This window comes from Arthrobacter sp. P2b (assembly GCF_900168295.1).
In the GTDB taxonomy this organism is placed as follows: Bacteria; Actinomycetota; Actinomycetes; order Actinomycetales; family Micrococcaceae; genus Arthrobacter.
This window is the reverse complement of sequence record NZ_FVZL01000005.1, coordinates 235146-251144: the sequence shown is the minus strand read 5'-3', so window position 1 is coordinate 251144 and position 15999 is coordinate 235146. Positions and strand designations below refer to the sequence as shown.

Genomic DNA, 15999 nt, shown 5'->3' with positions numbered 1-15999 from the left:
CGGGAGGGTGTGGGAGAGTAGGTCACCGCCGGACAACCATTAAGGTCGAGGCCCCAACCAGCAATGGTTGGGGCCTCCCGCATTTAAACACCACCCCAACAAAACCGGCACGGCCCAAACCCGGCACGCCCCATCACCTCCTGCACCCAAACCCCCGACGCCCCATCAGATCCTGCACCCAAACCCCCGACGCCCCATCAGATCCTGCACCCAAACCCCCGACGCTCTCTCACGTCCTGCAGCAAAACCCGTGACGCCCTATCAGCTCCTGCAGCAAAACCAGGGATGCTCTATCAGATAACGCACCGAACCGACCCGGATGGCAACCACAACTGATAGAGCAACCACCGCCGGCGCCCCCAAAGGCACGAAAGCCCTCGCCCGCCGTCGAACATGGCTGAGAGAGCGGCGCCGGAAATCCCGCAAGAGGTGATAGGGCGTCGCTCGGGAACCCGCAGCACCTGATGGAGCGTTGAAGGCCGGGGGCGGCTGGTGTGAACATCCCCACGATGTTGCCCCCAGCCCTCGCTCTGTCCCTGCGGATTAGGTGCCTCCTCTAGAATTGATGAAGATGTACGGACTTCGAAGCGCTTGATTTCGGGTTGCGTAGGAAACGAAACACGGATACGAGCGGCTGCAGTTGCGCCAGTGGTCGGCTCACAACAGGAGGAATCCATCATGGCCGAGCACAACGGCGGTAACCGCGGAAACGACCGCGGTTCGTTCCGGGGAAACAACAACTCCGGTGGGGACCCCCGCGGGTTCCGGTCCCGCAGCAACCGCGACAACAACGACTTCCCGAAACGGGCATCCGGCAGCGGGGAGCGGAAGCCCTTCGGTGACCGTGACCGCAAGCCGTTTGGTGACCGTCCCCGCCCTGAGGGTGAAGGCGACCGTCGCGGTTTCGGCAGCGGGGAGCGGAAGCCTTTCGGTGACCGTGACCGCAAGCCTTTTGGTGACCGTCCCCGCCGTGAAGGTGACGGTGAGCGTCGCGGTTTCGGCGGCGGTGGCGGAGAACGCAAGCCTTACGGTGACCGTGACAGCCGTTCCTTTGGTGACCGGCCGCGCCGTGAGGGCGACGGCGACCGCCGTGGTTTCGGCGGCGGCGGCGGTGGAGAACGCAAGCCTTACGGTGACCGGGACAACCGTTCCTTCGGGGACCGGCCGCGCCGTGAAGGTGACCGTGACCGCAAGCCGTTCGGTGATCGTCCCCGCCGCGAGGGCGATGGCGACCGCCGTGGTTTCGGCGGTGGAGAACGCAAGCCCTTCGGCGACCGTGACCGGAAGCCGTACGGCGACCGCGAAAACAAGCCCTATGGAGACCGCCCGCGCCGGGAAGACGGTGAGCGCCGCAGCTTCGGTGACCGTGACAACCGGAAGCCGTTCGGTGACCGGCAGGACCGCGCGCCCCGCAGCTTCGACCGCGGCCCCGGCCGTGGTGATGCGCGCCAGGGCGACTCCGGTCCCCGCAGTTTCGGGCGTGACCGCCAGGAGGACAGGCCGGCACGCGTCCCCAACGCACGTGACCTGCGCAGTGCCAACCGCCCGGACCGGGAACGCTCGCCCGAAATCGATGAGGACGTCACGGGCAAGGAGCTTGACCGCGCCACGCAGCACCAGATCAAGACCCTTGAGCCGAAGAGCGCGGAGTGGGTTGCCCGTCACCTGGTCATGGCCGGCCGCCTCATCGACGACGAACCGGAACTTGCCTTCCAGCACGCACTGGCCGCCAGCCGGCGCGGCGGCAGGCTCGCCGCCGTACGCGAAGCCGTAGGGCTCACCGCGTACGCCGCCGGCCACTATGGCGAGGCGCTGCGCGAATTCCGCACCTACCGCCGGATCAGCGGTTCCAACGTCCACCTGCCGGTGATGGCCGACTGCGAGCGTGGCCTGGGCCGTCCGGACCGCGCACTCGATGTGGCACGGTCTGAGGAAGCACAGGACCTGGACGCCCCCGGCAAGGTGGAGCTGGCCATTGTTGCAGCAGGGGCAAGGACGGACCTCGGGCAGCCGGACGCCGCTGTGGCCGAACTCGAGATACCCCAGCTGGACATCAACCGGGCATTCTCCTACAGCCCCCGCCTTTTCCGGGCCTACGCTGATGCCCTTGCCGCCGTGGGACGGGAAGCCGAAGCCGAGAAGTGGCAGAACCAGGCCGTAGTTGCTGAGAATGCCCTGGGCCAGGGTGTCGACGAAGAGCCTGACATTATCGACCTCGGCTGGGACGAAGAGGAAGAAGCCCGGGAAGAAGCCGAGCGCCGCCGCCTCCTTGACCGCGCTTCCACGGCATCTGACACGGCTAACGCAGCCGCTGGCGCCTCCACGGGAACAACGGCGGCCGCCGGAACGTCCGACGCCGCCACGTCGGCAGCTGCCGACGTCACCACTGAAGCATCCGCCGAAGAGGCGCAGGACCGCAGCATCGACGACCAGGAAGCGGACTACTTCGTCTCCGACGATGCTGAATCGGACGAGGACTCGGTGGAGCACGACGAACTGGATTCCGAGGACACGCAAACTGAGGACATGGAAACTGAAGGCACCGAAACCTGGGGCCAGGAGACCGAAGGGGAAGCCGGCAGCCTCCAGGACCGCCGGGAAGACTAAGAACCAATGACTGAAGTTTCCCTGATCTCCCGTTTCGACGCGCTCCTGGCCGACCTGGACGGGGTGGTGTACGCCGGTCCGCACGCTATTCCCGGAGCGGTTGAGTCCCTGCAGCGACTGTCCGGTCTCGGTGTGGGGTTGGGCTACGTCACCAACAACGCATCCCGCTCCCCGGCACAGGTGGCAGCGCACCTCCGCGAACTTGGGGCGCCTGCTGAGGACGACCAGGTGGTCAGTTCTTCCCAGGCCGCGGCAGAACTGCTGGCTTCGAGGCTCGCGCCGGGGTCCCGCATCCTCGTTACCGGCAGCCCGGCACTGGCCCACGAGATCGAACTCGTGGGCCTCGTGCCGGTCTACAGCCAGGACGAGGAACCGGTGGCTGTGGTCCAGGGCTTCAACCCCGACATCGGCTGGAAGGACCTGGCCGAGGCAGCCTACGTGGTGTCTGCCGGCGCCCTGTGGGTCGCCACCAACACGGATATGTCCATCCCGCAGGCACGGGGGATCGCGCCCGGAAACGGCACCCTCGTGGCTGCCGTGACCGCGGCAACCGGCCAAAAGCCCCTCGTGGCAGGCAAGCCGGAAGCACCGCTCTTCCACTCGGCGGCCAAACGGCTCGGCGCCGAACGCCCCCTGGTGGTTGGTGACCGGCTGGACACGGATATCCTGGGCGGCAACAACGCGGGCTTCGCCACCGTAGCCGTCCTGACCGGCGTCGACACCCGGCAGAGCATCCTGGCCGCCCGCGCCGCGGAGCGTCCGGACTACCTCATCGAAACGCTGCCGGACCTGCACCGGCCCTACCCGGAGGTGACGCACGACGACGGCACCTACTCGTGCGGGAAGGCCTCGGCCCGGGTAGCGAACGGCGCGGTGGGCATCATTGGCAGTCCGGACGACCTGGACGCGTGGCGCGCCGCCTGCGCCGCCTGGTGGGCAGCAACGCCGGACGCCTCCGCACCACAGGCGCCGCAGCTGGCCTGGATGGATCATTAGACTGGACGAATGACTGAGCTGAACCGACCCGACGAAACAGCAGCCCAGCCTTCCCCGGACTGGCCAAGTGCCGCAGATGCCGGAGTCACGGATCCCGTCGTTGCCCAGGCTCTGTCGCGGCTTGATGCCCTGCCGCAAATTCCGGTGGCAGAGCATGAAGCGGCCTACAACGGGCTTCATGACGAGCTCCTCGCCGCCCTGAACGCCGAGCCCGCGGACGGCGGGGCCTGATGCCCGTACGCCTCGACCAGGCCCTCGTTGCCCGCGGCCTGGCCAGGTCGCGCACGCATGCCGCCGCCCTGATCGCCGAGGGCAAAGTGAGCTCCGACGGCAGGATCCTGGAAAAAGCGTCCCTGCAGGTTGACGATGACCGGGACCTCGCCGTCGAACATGACGAGCAGGACACGTACGCCAGCCGCGCCGGCCACAAGCTCGCCGGCGCCCTGGACGCCTTCCCGGACGTCCAGGTGGAAGGAAAACGGTGCCTGGACGCCGGAGCTTCCACCGGCGGCTTCACCGATGTCCTGCTCAGGCGGGGCGCGGCACACGTGGTGGCGGTCGACGTCGGGCACGGCCAGCTGGTGCCCCGGCTCCGCAGCGATCCCCGCGTGGCTGTCCACGAGGGACTCAACGTCCGCTACATGACGCCGGCGGACATCGGCGGCACCGCCGCACTGACCGTGGCCGACCTCTCCTTCATTTCGCTCACCCTGGTGGTCCAGCCGCTGGCGCTGTGCACCGAACCCGGGGGCGACCTGGTGCTGATGGTCAAACCGCAGTTCGAGATCGGCAAGGACCGCCTGGGACGCACCGGAGTGGTGACCTCGGAGCGGGAACGCCGCATGGCGGTGGAAAAAGTGGCCAGGTCAGCGCTAGATGCCGGCCTCGACCTGTGCGGCCTGGCACAAAGCCCGCTCCCGGGTCAGGACGGAAACGTCGAATACTTCCTGTGGATAAAACGCAGGATCAGCCAAGACTTGCCTAAGATCGAAGAGCGAGAGGCAGCTGCCGCTGCCTTGCTCGGACGTATCTGGCCGAACCACTAGAGAGCGGAACCTGATGAGCAGGCGTGTACTGGTCCTCGCCCACACCGGCCGCGAGGAATCACTGAAAGCCGCCTGGGAAGCCTGCGCCCTGCTGCACGCCTCGGGGATCGTCCCGGTGATGCAGGAGTCCGAGCTGGACGATATGGAACGGTTCTTCGGCCACCTGGCCCAGCCCGTGGAAGTGCTCCACGACCACGTCCAGCTCCCGGACGTCGAACTGGTGATGGTCCTCGGCGGTGACGGCACCATCCTGCGTGCCGCCGAACTGGTCCGGGAAGTGGACGTGCCCCTGCTGGGCGTGAACCTGGGCCATGTGGGCTTCCTGGCCGAAAGTGAACGGGCGGACCTGGCCCAGACGGTTGAGTGGATCGCGAGCCGCGACTACACCGTGGAAGAACGGATGACCATCGACGTCCAGGTCTGGATCCGTGGCCAGAAGATCTGGCACACCTGGGCGCTCAACGAGGCTGCGATCGAAAAGGCCAACCGGGAGCGCATGCTCGAGGTGGTCACCGAAGTGGACGAGCGCCCGCTGACATCCTTCGGGTGCGACGGGATCGTGCTGGCCACACCCACAGGTTCCACCGCGTACGCCTTTTCCGCCGGCGGCCCCGTGGTCTGGCCGGAGGTGGAGGCACTGGTCATCGTCCCCATCAGTGCCCACGCGCTCTTTGCCAAGCCCCTGGTGGTGTCGCCGCGCTCACGGCTTGCCGTGGAGGTGCTGAGCCGCACCGACGCGCAGGGCGTCCTGTGGTGTGATGGCCGCCGGTCCGTGGACCTGCCGCCCGGCGCGCGCGTGGAGGTCACGAAGTCCGCCACACCCGTCAGGCTGGCCCGGACGCACCAGACGCCCTTCTCCGCCCGGCTGGTCCGTAAGTTTGAACTGCCCATCCATGGCTGGCGGGGGCCGGTGCCGAAGGCCGAGGCGATCCATACCGGTCCCATCCCCATCGTCAGGACGCCGCGGCCCCAGCCTCCGCTCCAGGTGCCGCAGGCGGGCCAGCCCGAAGCCGATACCGATCCGTCGACTGCAAAGTGAAACCATGCTTGAAGAACTGAGAATCCGCGATCTGGGCGTCATCACCGACGCAACCCTGCCGCTGGGCCCGGGGCTCAGCGTGGTGACCGGTGAGACCGGCGCGGGTAAGACCATGGTGGTTACCGCCGTCGGCCTGCTGCTGGGTGCCCGCTCAGACGCCGGCGCCGTCCGCAGCGGTGCGAAGAGCGCGACGGCGGAGGCGGTCCTTAAGCTCGACGCCGGGCACCCGGCCATTGCGCGTGCGCTGGATGCGGGCGCCGAAGCGGAAGAGTTCGACGGCGGCGCTGAGCTGATCCTGGCACGGCGCCTTGGTTCGGACGGCCGCAGCCGTGCGTTCCTGGGCGGCAGGGCCGCCCCGGTGGGCGTCCTGGCCGAGATCGGCGAAACCCTGGTGGTGGTGCACGGCCAGTCTGACCAGATCCGCCTCAAGGGTGCGGCTGCGCAACGGGGCGCCCTGGACAAGTTCGCCGGCGACTCCCTGGCCGGGCCCCTGGCGGCCTACCAGGACCTGTACAACCACTGGAAAGCCAGCCAGTCCGAGCTGGACACGCTGCGCAGCGCCGCCCGCGACAGGCTGCGCGAAGCCGAATCCCTGCAGACAGCCCTGGCCGAAATTGACGAGGTGGACCCCCAGCCGGGGGAGGACGAGCTGCTGAAGGCCGAGGCCGTCAAGCTGGCCAACGTGGAGGAACTGCGCATCGCCGCCAGCACCGCCCACCAGGCCCTCATCGCCGAGGACTTCGGTGAAGCAGGTGACGCCACCACCCTGGTGGACGCCGCCAAGCGGACCCTGGAACATGTGGCGGAGCACGACGCCGAACTCGGTTCCGCGGCTGCCCGGCTCGCCGAAGTGGGTTTCCTGCTCAATGACATCGCCACGGAGCTCGCCAGCTACCAGGCCGGCCTGGATTCCGAGGGGCCGGAGCGCCTCGCGGAGATCGAGGACCGGCGGGCGGCCCTGGCCAAACTCGTCCGGAAGTACGCCCCCACCATCGACGAAGTCCTGGAATGGGCGGAAAACGCCCGCGTGCGCTACGACGAGCTGCAGGACGATTCCTCCCGGATCGAGGCGCTGGATGCCGAGGTGGTGCGGGCAGAGGCGGACCTGAAGAAGCAGGCAGCATCCATCAGCAAGATCAGGACGAAAGCCGCCAAGGATCTCTCGGCCCGCGTCAGCGCCGAACTGAAGGCCCTGGCCATGGCCGACGCTACCCTGGTGATCACCCTTGAGCCTTCGGGCCAGCTGGGGCCGCACGGTGCGGACGAGATCAATTTCCTGCTGCAGCCGCACTCCGGCGCCCCGGCCCGGCCGCTGGGGAAGGGCGCGTCCGGCGGTGAGCTGTCCCGCGTGATGCTCGCCATCGAGGTGGTGCTGGCGGCGGTGGATCCCGTGCCCACGTTTGTCTTTGACGAAGTGGACGCCGGGGTGGGGGGCCGCGCCGCCGTCGAGATCGGCCGCCGGCTGGCCATGCTGGCCCGCCACGTGCAGGTGTTGGTGGTCACGCACCTGCCCCAGGTTGCGGCGTTCGCGGACCAGCACATCACCGTCACCAAAACATCCGTCAGGGGAGCCGACGGCGGCACCGCCACCGGGTTCACCTCCAGTGATGTGCGACTCCTTGACGGTCCGGAGCGGGTCCGCGAACTGGCCCGCATGCTGGCCGGCCAGGAGGATTCGGAGTCCGCGCAGGCCCACGCCCAGGAGCTGCTGGATGACGCGAAACTGCTGCCGCAGCGGGCCTGACAGCACCGGAACTGGCCCTCAGGCGCAGCCGTAAGTATCCATGGGCAAGCCCCGGACCCTTGATCATCGGGCCTCCGGGCCTGCACACTGGAGCATTTGGGGAAACAGTTTCCAGACCCGTGGAAGGCTCAATTGATGATAGGCTCGAATTCCGTGGTGCAGCGATCAAATTCCCGTGTAAATTCCCGGTTCCCGGGCTCGTCCAAGACGACCAAACACATCTTCGTAACCGGTGGTGTGGCGTCCTCGCTCGGTAAGGGACTGACGGCTTCGAGCCTCGGTCATCTGCTGCGGGCACGCGGCCTGTCTGTAACTATGCAGAAGCTCGATCCCTACCTGAACGTGGATCCGGGCACGATGAACCCCTTCCAGCACGGCGAAGTCTTCGTCACCGACGACGGCGCGGAAACCGACCTGGACATCGGGCACTACGAGCGCTTCCTCGACGAAAACCTCGAGGGTTCGGCGAACGTGACCACCGGCCAGGTCTACTCCACGGTCATCGCCAAGGAACGCCGCGGCGAGTACCTCGGGGACACCGTCCAGGTCATTCCGCACATCACCGATGAAATCAAGCGCCGGATGCGCCTGCCGGCCGAAGGCAAGAACGCCCCGGACGTCATCATCACCGAAATCGGCGGCACCGTTGGTGACATCGAGTCCCAGCCGTTCCTCGAATCCGCCCGCCAGGTACGCCAGGACATCGGCCGGACCAACGTGTTCTTCCTCCACGTGTCGCTGGTCCCGTACATCGGACCGTCCCAGGAGCTGAAGACCAAGCCCACCCAGCATTCCGTTGCTGCACTGCGCTCCATCGGCATCCAGCCCGAGGCCATCGTCATCCGCTCGGACCGCGAAGTGCCGGACGCCATGCGCGAGAAGATCGGCCGCATGTGCGACGTCGACATCGACGCCGTAGTGAACGCAGCCGACGCCCCCAGCATCTACGACATCCCCAAGACCCTGCACAGCCAGGGCCTGGATTCGTACATCGTGCGCGCCCTGGACCTGCCGTTCAAGGACGTGGACTGGACCAGCTGGGACAAGCTGCTCGAAGCCGTCCACAACCCCAAGCACCACGTGGAAATCGCGCTGGTGGGCAAGTACATCGACCTGCCGGACGCCTACCTCTCCGTGACCGAAGCCCTGCGCGCCGGCGGCTTCGCCAACGACACCAAGGTCAAGATCCGCTGGGTCCCGTCCGACGAATGCGAAACGCGTGAGGGTGCCATCAAGGCACTCGAGGGCGTCAACGCCATCTGTGTTCCCGGCGGCTTCGGCATCCGCGGCCTCGAGGGCAAACTGGGTGCGCTGAAGTTCGCCCGCGAAACCAAGCTGCCCGTCCTGGGCCTTTGCCTGGGCCTGCAGTGCATGGTGATCGAGTACGCCCGCAACGTTGTCGGCATGGAAGGCGCCTCCTCCAGCGAATTCGAGCCGGATTCCAAGTACCCCGTGATCGCCACCATGGAAGAGCAGCTGGAATTCGTTGAAGGCCGCGGCGACCTTGGCGGCACCATGCGCCTGGGCCTCTACGAAGCCAAGCTCGACGCAGGCTCCGTGATTGCCGGAACCTACGGCAAGACCACCGTCAGCGAACGCCACCGCCACCGCTACGAGGTCAACAACAAGTACCGTGACCAGATTGCCGCCCAAGGCCTGGTCTTCTCAGGGACCTCCCCGGACGGCAAGCTCGTGGAGTTCGTCGAACTGCCCGCGGATGTCCACCCCTACTATGTGGCCACGCAGGCGCACCCCGAGCTGAGCTCGCGGCCCACCCGCCCGCACCCGCTGTTTGCCGGCCTGGTCAAGGCTGCCCTGGACCACCAGAGCGGTGCCGACACGGTCCCGGCCGCTGCTTCCGAGGCCGCGCAGTCCGGTACGGTAGCCGCTAAGTAGTTCCCACAACAGAAAAAGGACGGCGCGATGCCCGGTACACCTGAAGCCTCCCATGTAGTCAAGGTTTCGGATGCACCGAGCCCGCGCCGTCTTTTGTCTACGGAGAAGGTCTATGAAGGCCGGATCTGGGATGTCGTCAGCGACAGTTTCCAGCTGCAGGAGACGGGCGAGGCCCTGACCCGCGACTACATCGACCACCCCGGTGCCGTGGCTGTCCTGCCCATGAACGGCGACGGCGAGATCCTCCTGCTGAAGCAGTACCGGCACCCGGTGGGCATGGAACTCTGGGAGATCCCGGCCGGCCTGCTGGACATCGAGGGCGAGGATTTTGTGGTCGGTGCGGCCCGGGAACTTGCCGAAGAGGCAGACCTCGCCGCCGGCACCTGGAACGTGCTTGCCGATTTCTTCAACTCGCCCGGGTCCTCCAGTGAAGCGATCAGGATCTACCTGGCCCGCGACCTGACCGAAGTGCCCCATCATGAACGCCACGAGCGGACGGATGAGGAAGCGGAGATCGAGTTCCACTGGATCAGCCTCGATGACGCCGTGGCGTCCGTGCTGGAGGGGCGCCTCCACAACCCGTCCGCCGTCGTCGGAATCCTTGCAGCGGCGGCCGCGCGGGCGGACAACTACACGAACCTCCGTCCTGCCGATGCACCCTGGCCGGCGCATCCCAGCCAGCGCTGATGGTTCCAGCTCCCTCGGCTGAAGCGGTACCCCCGGTTGATGCGGCAGGGGACGTGCCCGCAGCCGCCCCAACCGCCATCGACCGTGGCATCACCGACTACCTGCAGCACATGGGTGTGGAGCGGGGGCTGGCCGCCAACACGCTTGCCGCCTACCGCCGCGACCTTGCCCGGTACTCCCGCTACCTCGATGCTGCGGGATGCCGGCGGCCCGAGGACATCACACGCCACCACGTAACCGGATACGTCCGCGCCCTGTCGGACGGGTCCGACGGTGGCTCCGCCCTCGGCGTCAGGTCCGCGGCGAGGACAGTGGTGGCCGTCCGCGGGCTGCATAAGTTCTGGGCCCTGGAAGGCTTTACGCCCTCGGACCCCGCCAGCGAGGTCCATCCGCCCATGGCCGGCAAGAGGTTGCCCAAAGCCATCACCGTTGACGAGGTAACCAGGATCCTTGAGGCCGCGGGAACGGATACGGCAACCGGGCTGCGGGACCGCGCCCTGCTGGAATTCCTGTACTCCACCGGAGCGCGCATCAGTGAGGCGGTTGGCCTGGACGTTGATGACATTTCTTTGGCCGAACCTGAAGCGGGGCCCGCCATTGTCCGTCTCTTCGGCAAGGGGTCCAAGGAGCGGCTTGTGCCCCTCGGGTCCTATGGTGCCAGGGCCCTGGACGCCTACCTGGTGCGCGGCCGCCCGCTGCTGGCGGCCAAGGGGAAGGGGACACCCGCACTCTTCCTGAACGCCCGCGGCGGCAGGATCAGCCGGCAGAGTGCGTGGACCATCCTGAAGACCGCCGCCGAAAAGGCCAACATCACCAAGGACGTCTCTCCCCACACCCTGCGGCATTCCTTCGCCACGCACCTGCTTGAAGGCGGCGCGGACGTCCGGGTGGTCCAGGAGCTGTTGGGACACGCCTCGGTGACCACCACGCAGGTGTACACCCTGGTCACAGCCGATACGCTGCGCGAGATCTACGCCGCTGCACATCCGCGCGCACTCGGCTGACACGGCCTGGGCCCAGCTGCCCAGATGCAGTGCACCGGGACAGCTAGGGCAGCGCCTCGATGGTCAGTTCCACCGGGCCCAGGAGGAATGCCAGTACCGACGTGCCCATCCCCGCGAGCAGCATCAGTCCCGGATGCGCCAGGCCGATCACCACCCGGTGCAGCCGGGCGCGGCCACGCAGGAATGATTTCGGCACCCGCGAGAACGCAGGGACCTGCCGCCAGCCGCGAAGCCTCCGCAGGAACCAGGCGCACCGGGCAACGAACGCCAGCCACAGGACAGCCACCACAATGGGGAACAGGGCTGCCATCAAGGTGAAACCCAAAGCGGTCACCTCACGCTCTGAATCGCCGGCCAGGGCCTGGATGGTGGTGGAGATGGAGGCGCTCAGCACCACCGATATTGCCCACACAATGAAGGCCGCAACGAGCGCCAGGAAACGGACGAAGAACAGGCCCAAAACCGACTCCCGCGCAGGCCGCACGTGCCGGCGGGGAGTCACGTGCAGGACGGCCAGGGTGCTGAGAAGCGTGGGCAGGGCAGCCGCGGCCACCAGCAGGTACCAGGTCCAGCCTGCCAGGTCCACGAATTCGTCGATGACAATCAGCAGAGTCCAAAAACCGGCCCAGGCCCAGCCCCAGTACAAGGGGTTGCGCACCAGCCACTCCGGCAGGCGGGCATCAAGGGCCGAAATGCGGGCCGGCCGTATCCCGGGTCCGGTTTCAGGAGTCACACGTAGAGCTTGGCATAGTCAGCGCCCCTGCGGCTTCTTCGCAGACAACTCTCCCACCCCATAGGCTTGGGCGCATGACTGCTGCAAGGGTGACTCTCTGTTTCCTGCTCCGCGACGGGGAGTCCGGCCCGGAGGTGCTCCTGGGCCTGAAACGGACAGGCTTCGGCACGGGAAAGATCGTCGGGATCGGCGGGCATGTGGAACCGGGGGAGAGCGACGGCGAAGCGGCCGTCCGTGAAGTCATGGAGGAAACCGGTGTTTCCGTGCGGGTTGAGGACCTCACGGATGCCGGGGCGGTGAACTTTGTCTTCCCCGCGAAGCCGGAATGGAATATGAGCACCAGTCTCTTCACTGCCAGGACGTGGCAGGGTGAACCGGCGGACAGCGACGAAGTCCTGCCGGAGTGGTTCCGGACCGACACCCTGCCCGTTGAACGCATGTGGCAGGACGCCGACCACTGGCTGCCGGTGGTCCTGGAAGGCGGCAAGGTCAACGTGGTGGTCACCCTGAACGACGACAACGAAACGGTCGCTTCCTCGGTGAGCATCCTGCCTTAGGCAGTAAACGCCCGACGGCGGGACGGTCACCTCCGTGGCCGTCCCGCCGTCGTACTCCCGAAAGGCCCTAGGGCAGGTGCCGTTCCTCCGGGCCGACGTATTCGCTCAATGGCCGGATCAGCGAGTTGGAGTCCAGCTGCTCCATGATGTGCGCCGTCCAGCCCGTGATGCGGCTGGCCACGAACAGTGGCGTGAAGGTTGCCGTGTCGAAGCCCATGAGGTGGTAGGTGGGTCCGGCAGGGTAGTCGAGGTTGGGTTTGATGGCTTTGGCCTCGTCCATCGCCTGCTCCAGGCCGTTGTACAGGCCCAGGAGTTCGGGCCGGCCGTAGTGCGCGATCATCTTGTCCAGGGCGGCCTTCATGGTGGGCACGCGGGAGTCGCCGTGCTTGTAGACGCGGTGGCCAAAGCCCATGACCTTCTTCTTCTGCGCCAGTGCATCTTCCATCCACGCCCTGGCGCGGGCGGCTGCCTCCTCCAGCGATTCCTGGGGGCGGATGCCGATTTCGTCGAAGGTGTGCATCACGGCCTCATTGGCTCCGCCGTGCAGGGGGCCTTTCAGGGCGCCGATGGCTGCGGTGACGGCCGAGTGGAGGTCCGAGAGGGTGGAGGTGACAACCCGGGCGGTGAAGGTGGAGGCGTTGAAGGAGTGTTCGGCGTAGAGGATCATCGACACGTTGAAGGCCTCCACAACCTCCGGAACCTGCTCTTCGCCGAAGGCCATCCAGAGGAAGTTGGCGGAGTAGCCCAGGTCGTCGCGTGGTTCGACGGCGTCCTGGCCGTGGCGGCGACGCTGGTCGTAGGAGACGACGGCGGGCATCGCCGAGAAAAGGTCGATCGCCTTGGCCATGTTCGCCTCCCGGGAGGAGTCTTCGGCCAGCGGGTGCCGGGCGCCCAGCACGGACGCCGCGGTCCGGCACACGTCCATGGGGTGGGCGGTGGTGGGAAGCGCGTCGATGACCTGTTTCACCACGGGGTCCAGGGCACGGCACGCGCGTTCCCTGGCCGTGAATTCCGCCAGCTGGTCCGGGGTGGGCAGTTCCCCGTTCCAGAGCAGGTAGGCCACCTCTTCGAAGCTGCAGCGGGCGGCCAGCTCCTGGACCGGGTAGCCGCGGTACAGCAGTGAGTTCGTGTCCGGGTTGACCTTGGAGACGGAGGTGTAGTCCACCACGACGCCGGCGAGACCCTTTTTGATGTCCTGTTCAGCCATGCTGAAACTCCTTTGTTCCTGTCGCCTGTTGAAGCCGGCCGGAGCCGGCGGGTCGTTAGTGCGTTCCGGGGACCTGGAAATTGAAGACCCCTGTGTCGAACCGGTTGTAGCCCTCGTAGTCCACCAGCTCGTACAGCCGTGCACGCGTCAGCATGCTGCCAACCTGTGCTTCCTGCGTTCCCTCTGACCTGATCGAGTCCAGCGTACGCTCGGCGGCGCCCATGGCACTACGGAGGAGGGTGACGGGGTAGATGACCATGTTGACGCCCACGCCCTGGAGCTGCTCTATGGTGAAGAGGTCGCTTTTGCCGAATTCGGTCATGTTGGCCAGGATGGGCACGTCCACGGCGTCGCGGATGGCCTGGAACTCGGTGAGGTCCTTCATGGCTTCGGGAAAGATGGCGTCCGCGCCGGCGTCCACCAGGGCTTTGGCGCGGTCCTGGGCTGCTGCCAGCCCATCCGTGGCGCGGATGTCGGTGCGGGCCATGATGAGGAAGTTCGGGTCGCGGCGGGCGTCGGCGGCGGCGCGGATGCGTTTGGTGGCGGTGTCCAGGTCCACCACGTTTTTGCCGTCGAGGTGGCCGCAGCGTTTGGGGTTGAACTGGTCCTCGATGTGCAGTCCGGCGAGTCCGGCGTTTTCGATTTCCTGGACGGTGCGGGCCACGTTCATGGGTTCGCCGAAGCCGGTGTCGGCGTCGACAATGGCTGGCAGGTCCGTCATCCGGGCAATCTGCCCGGCCCTGGTGGCAACCTCCGTCAGGGTGGTCAGCCCGATGTCCGGCAGGCCGAGGTCGTTAGCCAGGACGGCGCCGGAGATGTAGACCCCCGCGAATCCCTTTTCCTGGATCAGCCTCGCGGAGAGCGGGTTGAACGCCCCTGGAAACTGGGCGATGGTGCCGGAGGCGAGTAGCTCGCGGAACCGGATGCGCTTCTGTTCCGGGGTGGTGGTGGAGTACAGCATCTAGAACAGTCCCTTGGGTGCGGCGTTCAGGTCGATGACGCCGGGGGCTGCGGTGATGTTCAGCTGGTCCAGTTCCCCGGCGGCGAGTTCGGGGAGGCGTTCGACGGCGGCGAGGAACCGATCAATTTCGGCTTCCTCCACGAGCCCTGCGGCGAGGGTGCGGAACTTGGTGATGTACTGCTCCCGGCCGAACGGCCGGGCACCGAGCGGATGGGCGTCAGCCACGGCGATCTCATCAGTGATGATGGTGCCGTCGGTGAGGGTGATTTCCACGGAGCCGCCGAAGGCTTTTTCGTTGATGTCCAGGGAGTGGTAGCGGCGCGTCCATTCCGCATCTTCCTCGGTGGACACCTTTTGCCACAGATCCACCGTGTCCGGGCGCGCGGCGCGTTCAGGGGAATAGGAGTCAACGTGGTGCCAGGCCCCGTCCTGCAGCGCGACAGTGAAGATGTAGGGGATGGAGTGGTCCAGGGTTTCGCGGGATGCTGTGGGCGAGTACTTCTGGGGATCGTTGGCGCCGGAGCCAATGACGTAATGGGTGTGGTGGCTGGTTTTGATCAGCACCGACTTCACGTTGGCCGGGTCCGTGGCTTCGGGGTGCTCTTTGTGGAGTTTCCGGGCGAGGTCGATCCAGGCCTGGGCCTGGTACTCGGCCGAGTGTTCCTTGGTGTAGGTATCCAGGATGGCCCGCTTCGCTTGCCCGGGAGTGGGGAGCGGCACCATGTAGGAGGCGTCGGGCCCATCGAGCAGCCAGGCGATCACACCGTCTTCACCCTCGTAGATCGGCACAGGCGAAGTCTGCCCGCGCATCGCACGGTCCGCGGCTTCGACGGCCATCTTCCCGGCGAAGGCCGGGGCGTGGGCCTTCCAGGTGGATATCTCGCCCTTGCGCGACTGCCGGGTGGCGGTGGTGGTGTGCAGGGCCTGGCCCACGGACTGGAAGATGGTCTCGACGTCGAGGCCCAGCAGTGTGCCGATGCCTGCCGCAGCGGAGGGGCCCAGGTGGGCGACGTGGTCGATCTTGTGCTTGTGCAGGCAGATCGCCTTGACCAGGTTCACCTGGATCTCATACCCGGTGGCGATCCCACGCAGCAGGTCGAGGCCGCTGGAACCCGCGTGCTGCGCGACGGCCAGGATCGGCGGAATGTTGTCGCCCGGGTGCGAGTAGTCGGCGGCGAGGAAGGTGTCGTGGTAGTCCAGTTCCCGAACGGCAACGCCGTTCGCCCACGCGGCCCATTCGGGGGAGACCCGTTCCCCGATGCCAAAGACCTTCGCGCCCTTGCCGCCCGTGCTGGGTGCGTGGGACAGCGCCTGGGCCCGTGCGGCCACGATCGGTGCACGGTTCAGCGATGCGATGGCCACCGAGGCGTTATCGATGATCCGGTTGATCACCATGTCGGTCACCTCGGCGGTGACCTCCACGGGGTCGGCGGCGACCACGGCGATCTTGTGGGCCAGCTGGTCCTCCCGGGGAAGGTTTTCCTCGCTCTTGTACACGCGGACGTGGTGTTCCTGAACCATG

The 15999-nt window shown here is 66.8% G+C and carries 14 protein-coding genes; 10 read left to right on the top strand and 4 right to left on the bottom strand.

What is annotated here, in order from left to right; genetic code table 11:
• Positions 1-678: 678 nt before the first annotated feature.
• The 9 genes from B5520_RS11635 to xerD all read left to right on the top strand — a co-directional run bounded on the left by B5520_RS11635 (position 679) and on the right by xerD (position 11019).
• Positions 679-2607: a hypothetical protein gene (locus B5520_RS11635; protein ID WP_079597223.1), complete on the top strand. Its 1929-nt coding sequence runs from the start codon at positions 679-681 to the stop codon at positions 2605-2607.
• Between the two features lie 6 nt (positions 2608-2613).
• Positions 2614-3603 carry an HAD-IIA family hydrolase gene (locus B5520_RS11630; RefSeq protein WP_079597222.1) on the top strand — a complete coding sequence of 330 codons (990 nt, stop codon included), beginning with the start codon at positions 2614-2616 and terminating at the stop codon, positions 3601-3603.
• A 9-nt stretch (positions 3604-3612) separates the two neighbouring features.
• A complete protein-coding gene (locus B5520_RS11625; RefSeq protein WP_079597221.1) occupies positions 3613-3834 on the top strand; it encodes a hypothetical protein in 222 nt (73 codons plus the stop codon).
• A complete protein-coding gene (locus B5520_RS11620; RefSeq protein ID WP_079597220.1) occupies positions 3834-4649 on the top strand; it encodes a TlyA family RNA methyltransferase in 816 nt (271 codons plus the stop codon). The genes B5520_RS11625 and B5520_RS11620 overlap by 1 nt, the downstream gene beginning before the upstream one ends.
• A 13-nt stretch (positions 4650-4662) precedes the next feature.
• Positions 4663-5688, top strand: coding sequence for an NAD kinase (locus tag B5520_RS11615; RefSeq protein ID WP_079597219.1), 1026 nt, complete (start codon positions 4663-4665; stop codon positions 5686-5688).
• A gap of 4 nt (positions 5689-5692) precedes the next feature.
• Positions 5693-7432 (top strand): DNA repair protein RecN, encoded by a 1740-nt coding sequence (gene recN, locus B5520_RS11610; RefSeq protein ID WP_079597218.1) that lies wholly within the window; start codon positions 5693-5695, stop codon positions 7430-7432.
• Between the two features lie 135 nt (positions 7433-7567).
• A complete protein-coding gene (locus B5520_RS11605) occupies positions 7568-9328 on the top strand; it encodes a CTP synthase (RefSeq protein ID WP_079597217.1) in 1761 nt (586 codons plus the stop codon).
• Between the two features lie 27 nt (positions 9329-9355).
• Positions 9356-10015: an NUDIX domain-containing protein gene (locus tag B5520_RS11600; protein WP_079597216.1), complete on the top strand. Its 660-nt coding sequence runs from the start codon at positions 9356-9358 to the stop codon at positions 10013-10015.
• Complete coding sequence (xerD, locus tag B5520_RS11595; protein ID WP_104443635.1) at positions 10015-11019, top strand: site-specific tyrosine recombinase XerD; 1005 nt, start codon at positions 10015-10017, stop codon at positions 11017-11019. The genes B5520_RS11600 and xerD overlap by 1 nt, the downstream gene beginning before the upstream one ends.
• A gap of 43 nt (positions 11020-11062) precedes the next feature.
• On the opposite strand, the gene B5520_RS11590 is transcribed toward xerD, so the two are convergent.
• Positions 11063-11752, bottom strand: coding sequence for a hypothetical protein (locus B5520_RS11590; RefSeq protein WP_079597214.1), 690 nt, complete (start codon positions 11750-11752; stop codon positions 11063-11065).
• A 74-nt stretch (positions 11753-11826) separates the two neighbouring features.
• Between B5520_RS11590 and B5520_RS11585 the strand changes: the two genes are divergently transcribed.
• Positions 11827-12309 (top strand): 8-oxo-dGTP diphosphatase, encoded by a 483-nt coding sequence (locus B5520_RS11585; protein WP_079597213.1) that lies wholly within the window; start codon positions 11827-11829, stop codon positions 12307-12309.
• Between the two features lie 67 nt (positions 12310-12376).
• Here B5520_RS11585 and B5520_RS11580 read toward each other — a convergent pair whose 3' ends face one another.
• Genes B5520_RS11580 through B5520_RS11570 form a run of 3 tightly spaced genes read right to left on the bottom strand, consistent with a single transcriptional unit; the run spans position 12377 to position 15998 of the window.
• Complete coding sequence (locus tag B5520_RS11580; RefSeq protein WP_079597212.1) at positions 12377-13516, bottom strand: bifunctional 2-methylcitrate synthase/citrate synthase; 1140 nt, start codon at positions 13514-13516, stop codon at positions 12377-12379.
• 55 nt (positions 13517-13571) lie between these two features.
• A complete protein-coding gene (gene prpB / locus B5520_RS11575; RefSeq protein ID WP_079597211.1) occupies positions 13572-14477 on the bottom strand; it encodes a methylisocitrate lyase in 906 nt (301 codons plus the stop codon).
• On the bottom strand, positions 14478-15998 hold the full coding sequence (locus tag B5520_RS11570; protein ID WP_079597210.1) for an MmgE/PrpD family protein: 1521 nt from the start codon (positions 15996-15998) through the stop codon (positions 14478-14480).
• Position 15999: the final 1 nt, after the last annotated feature.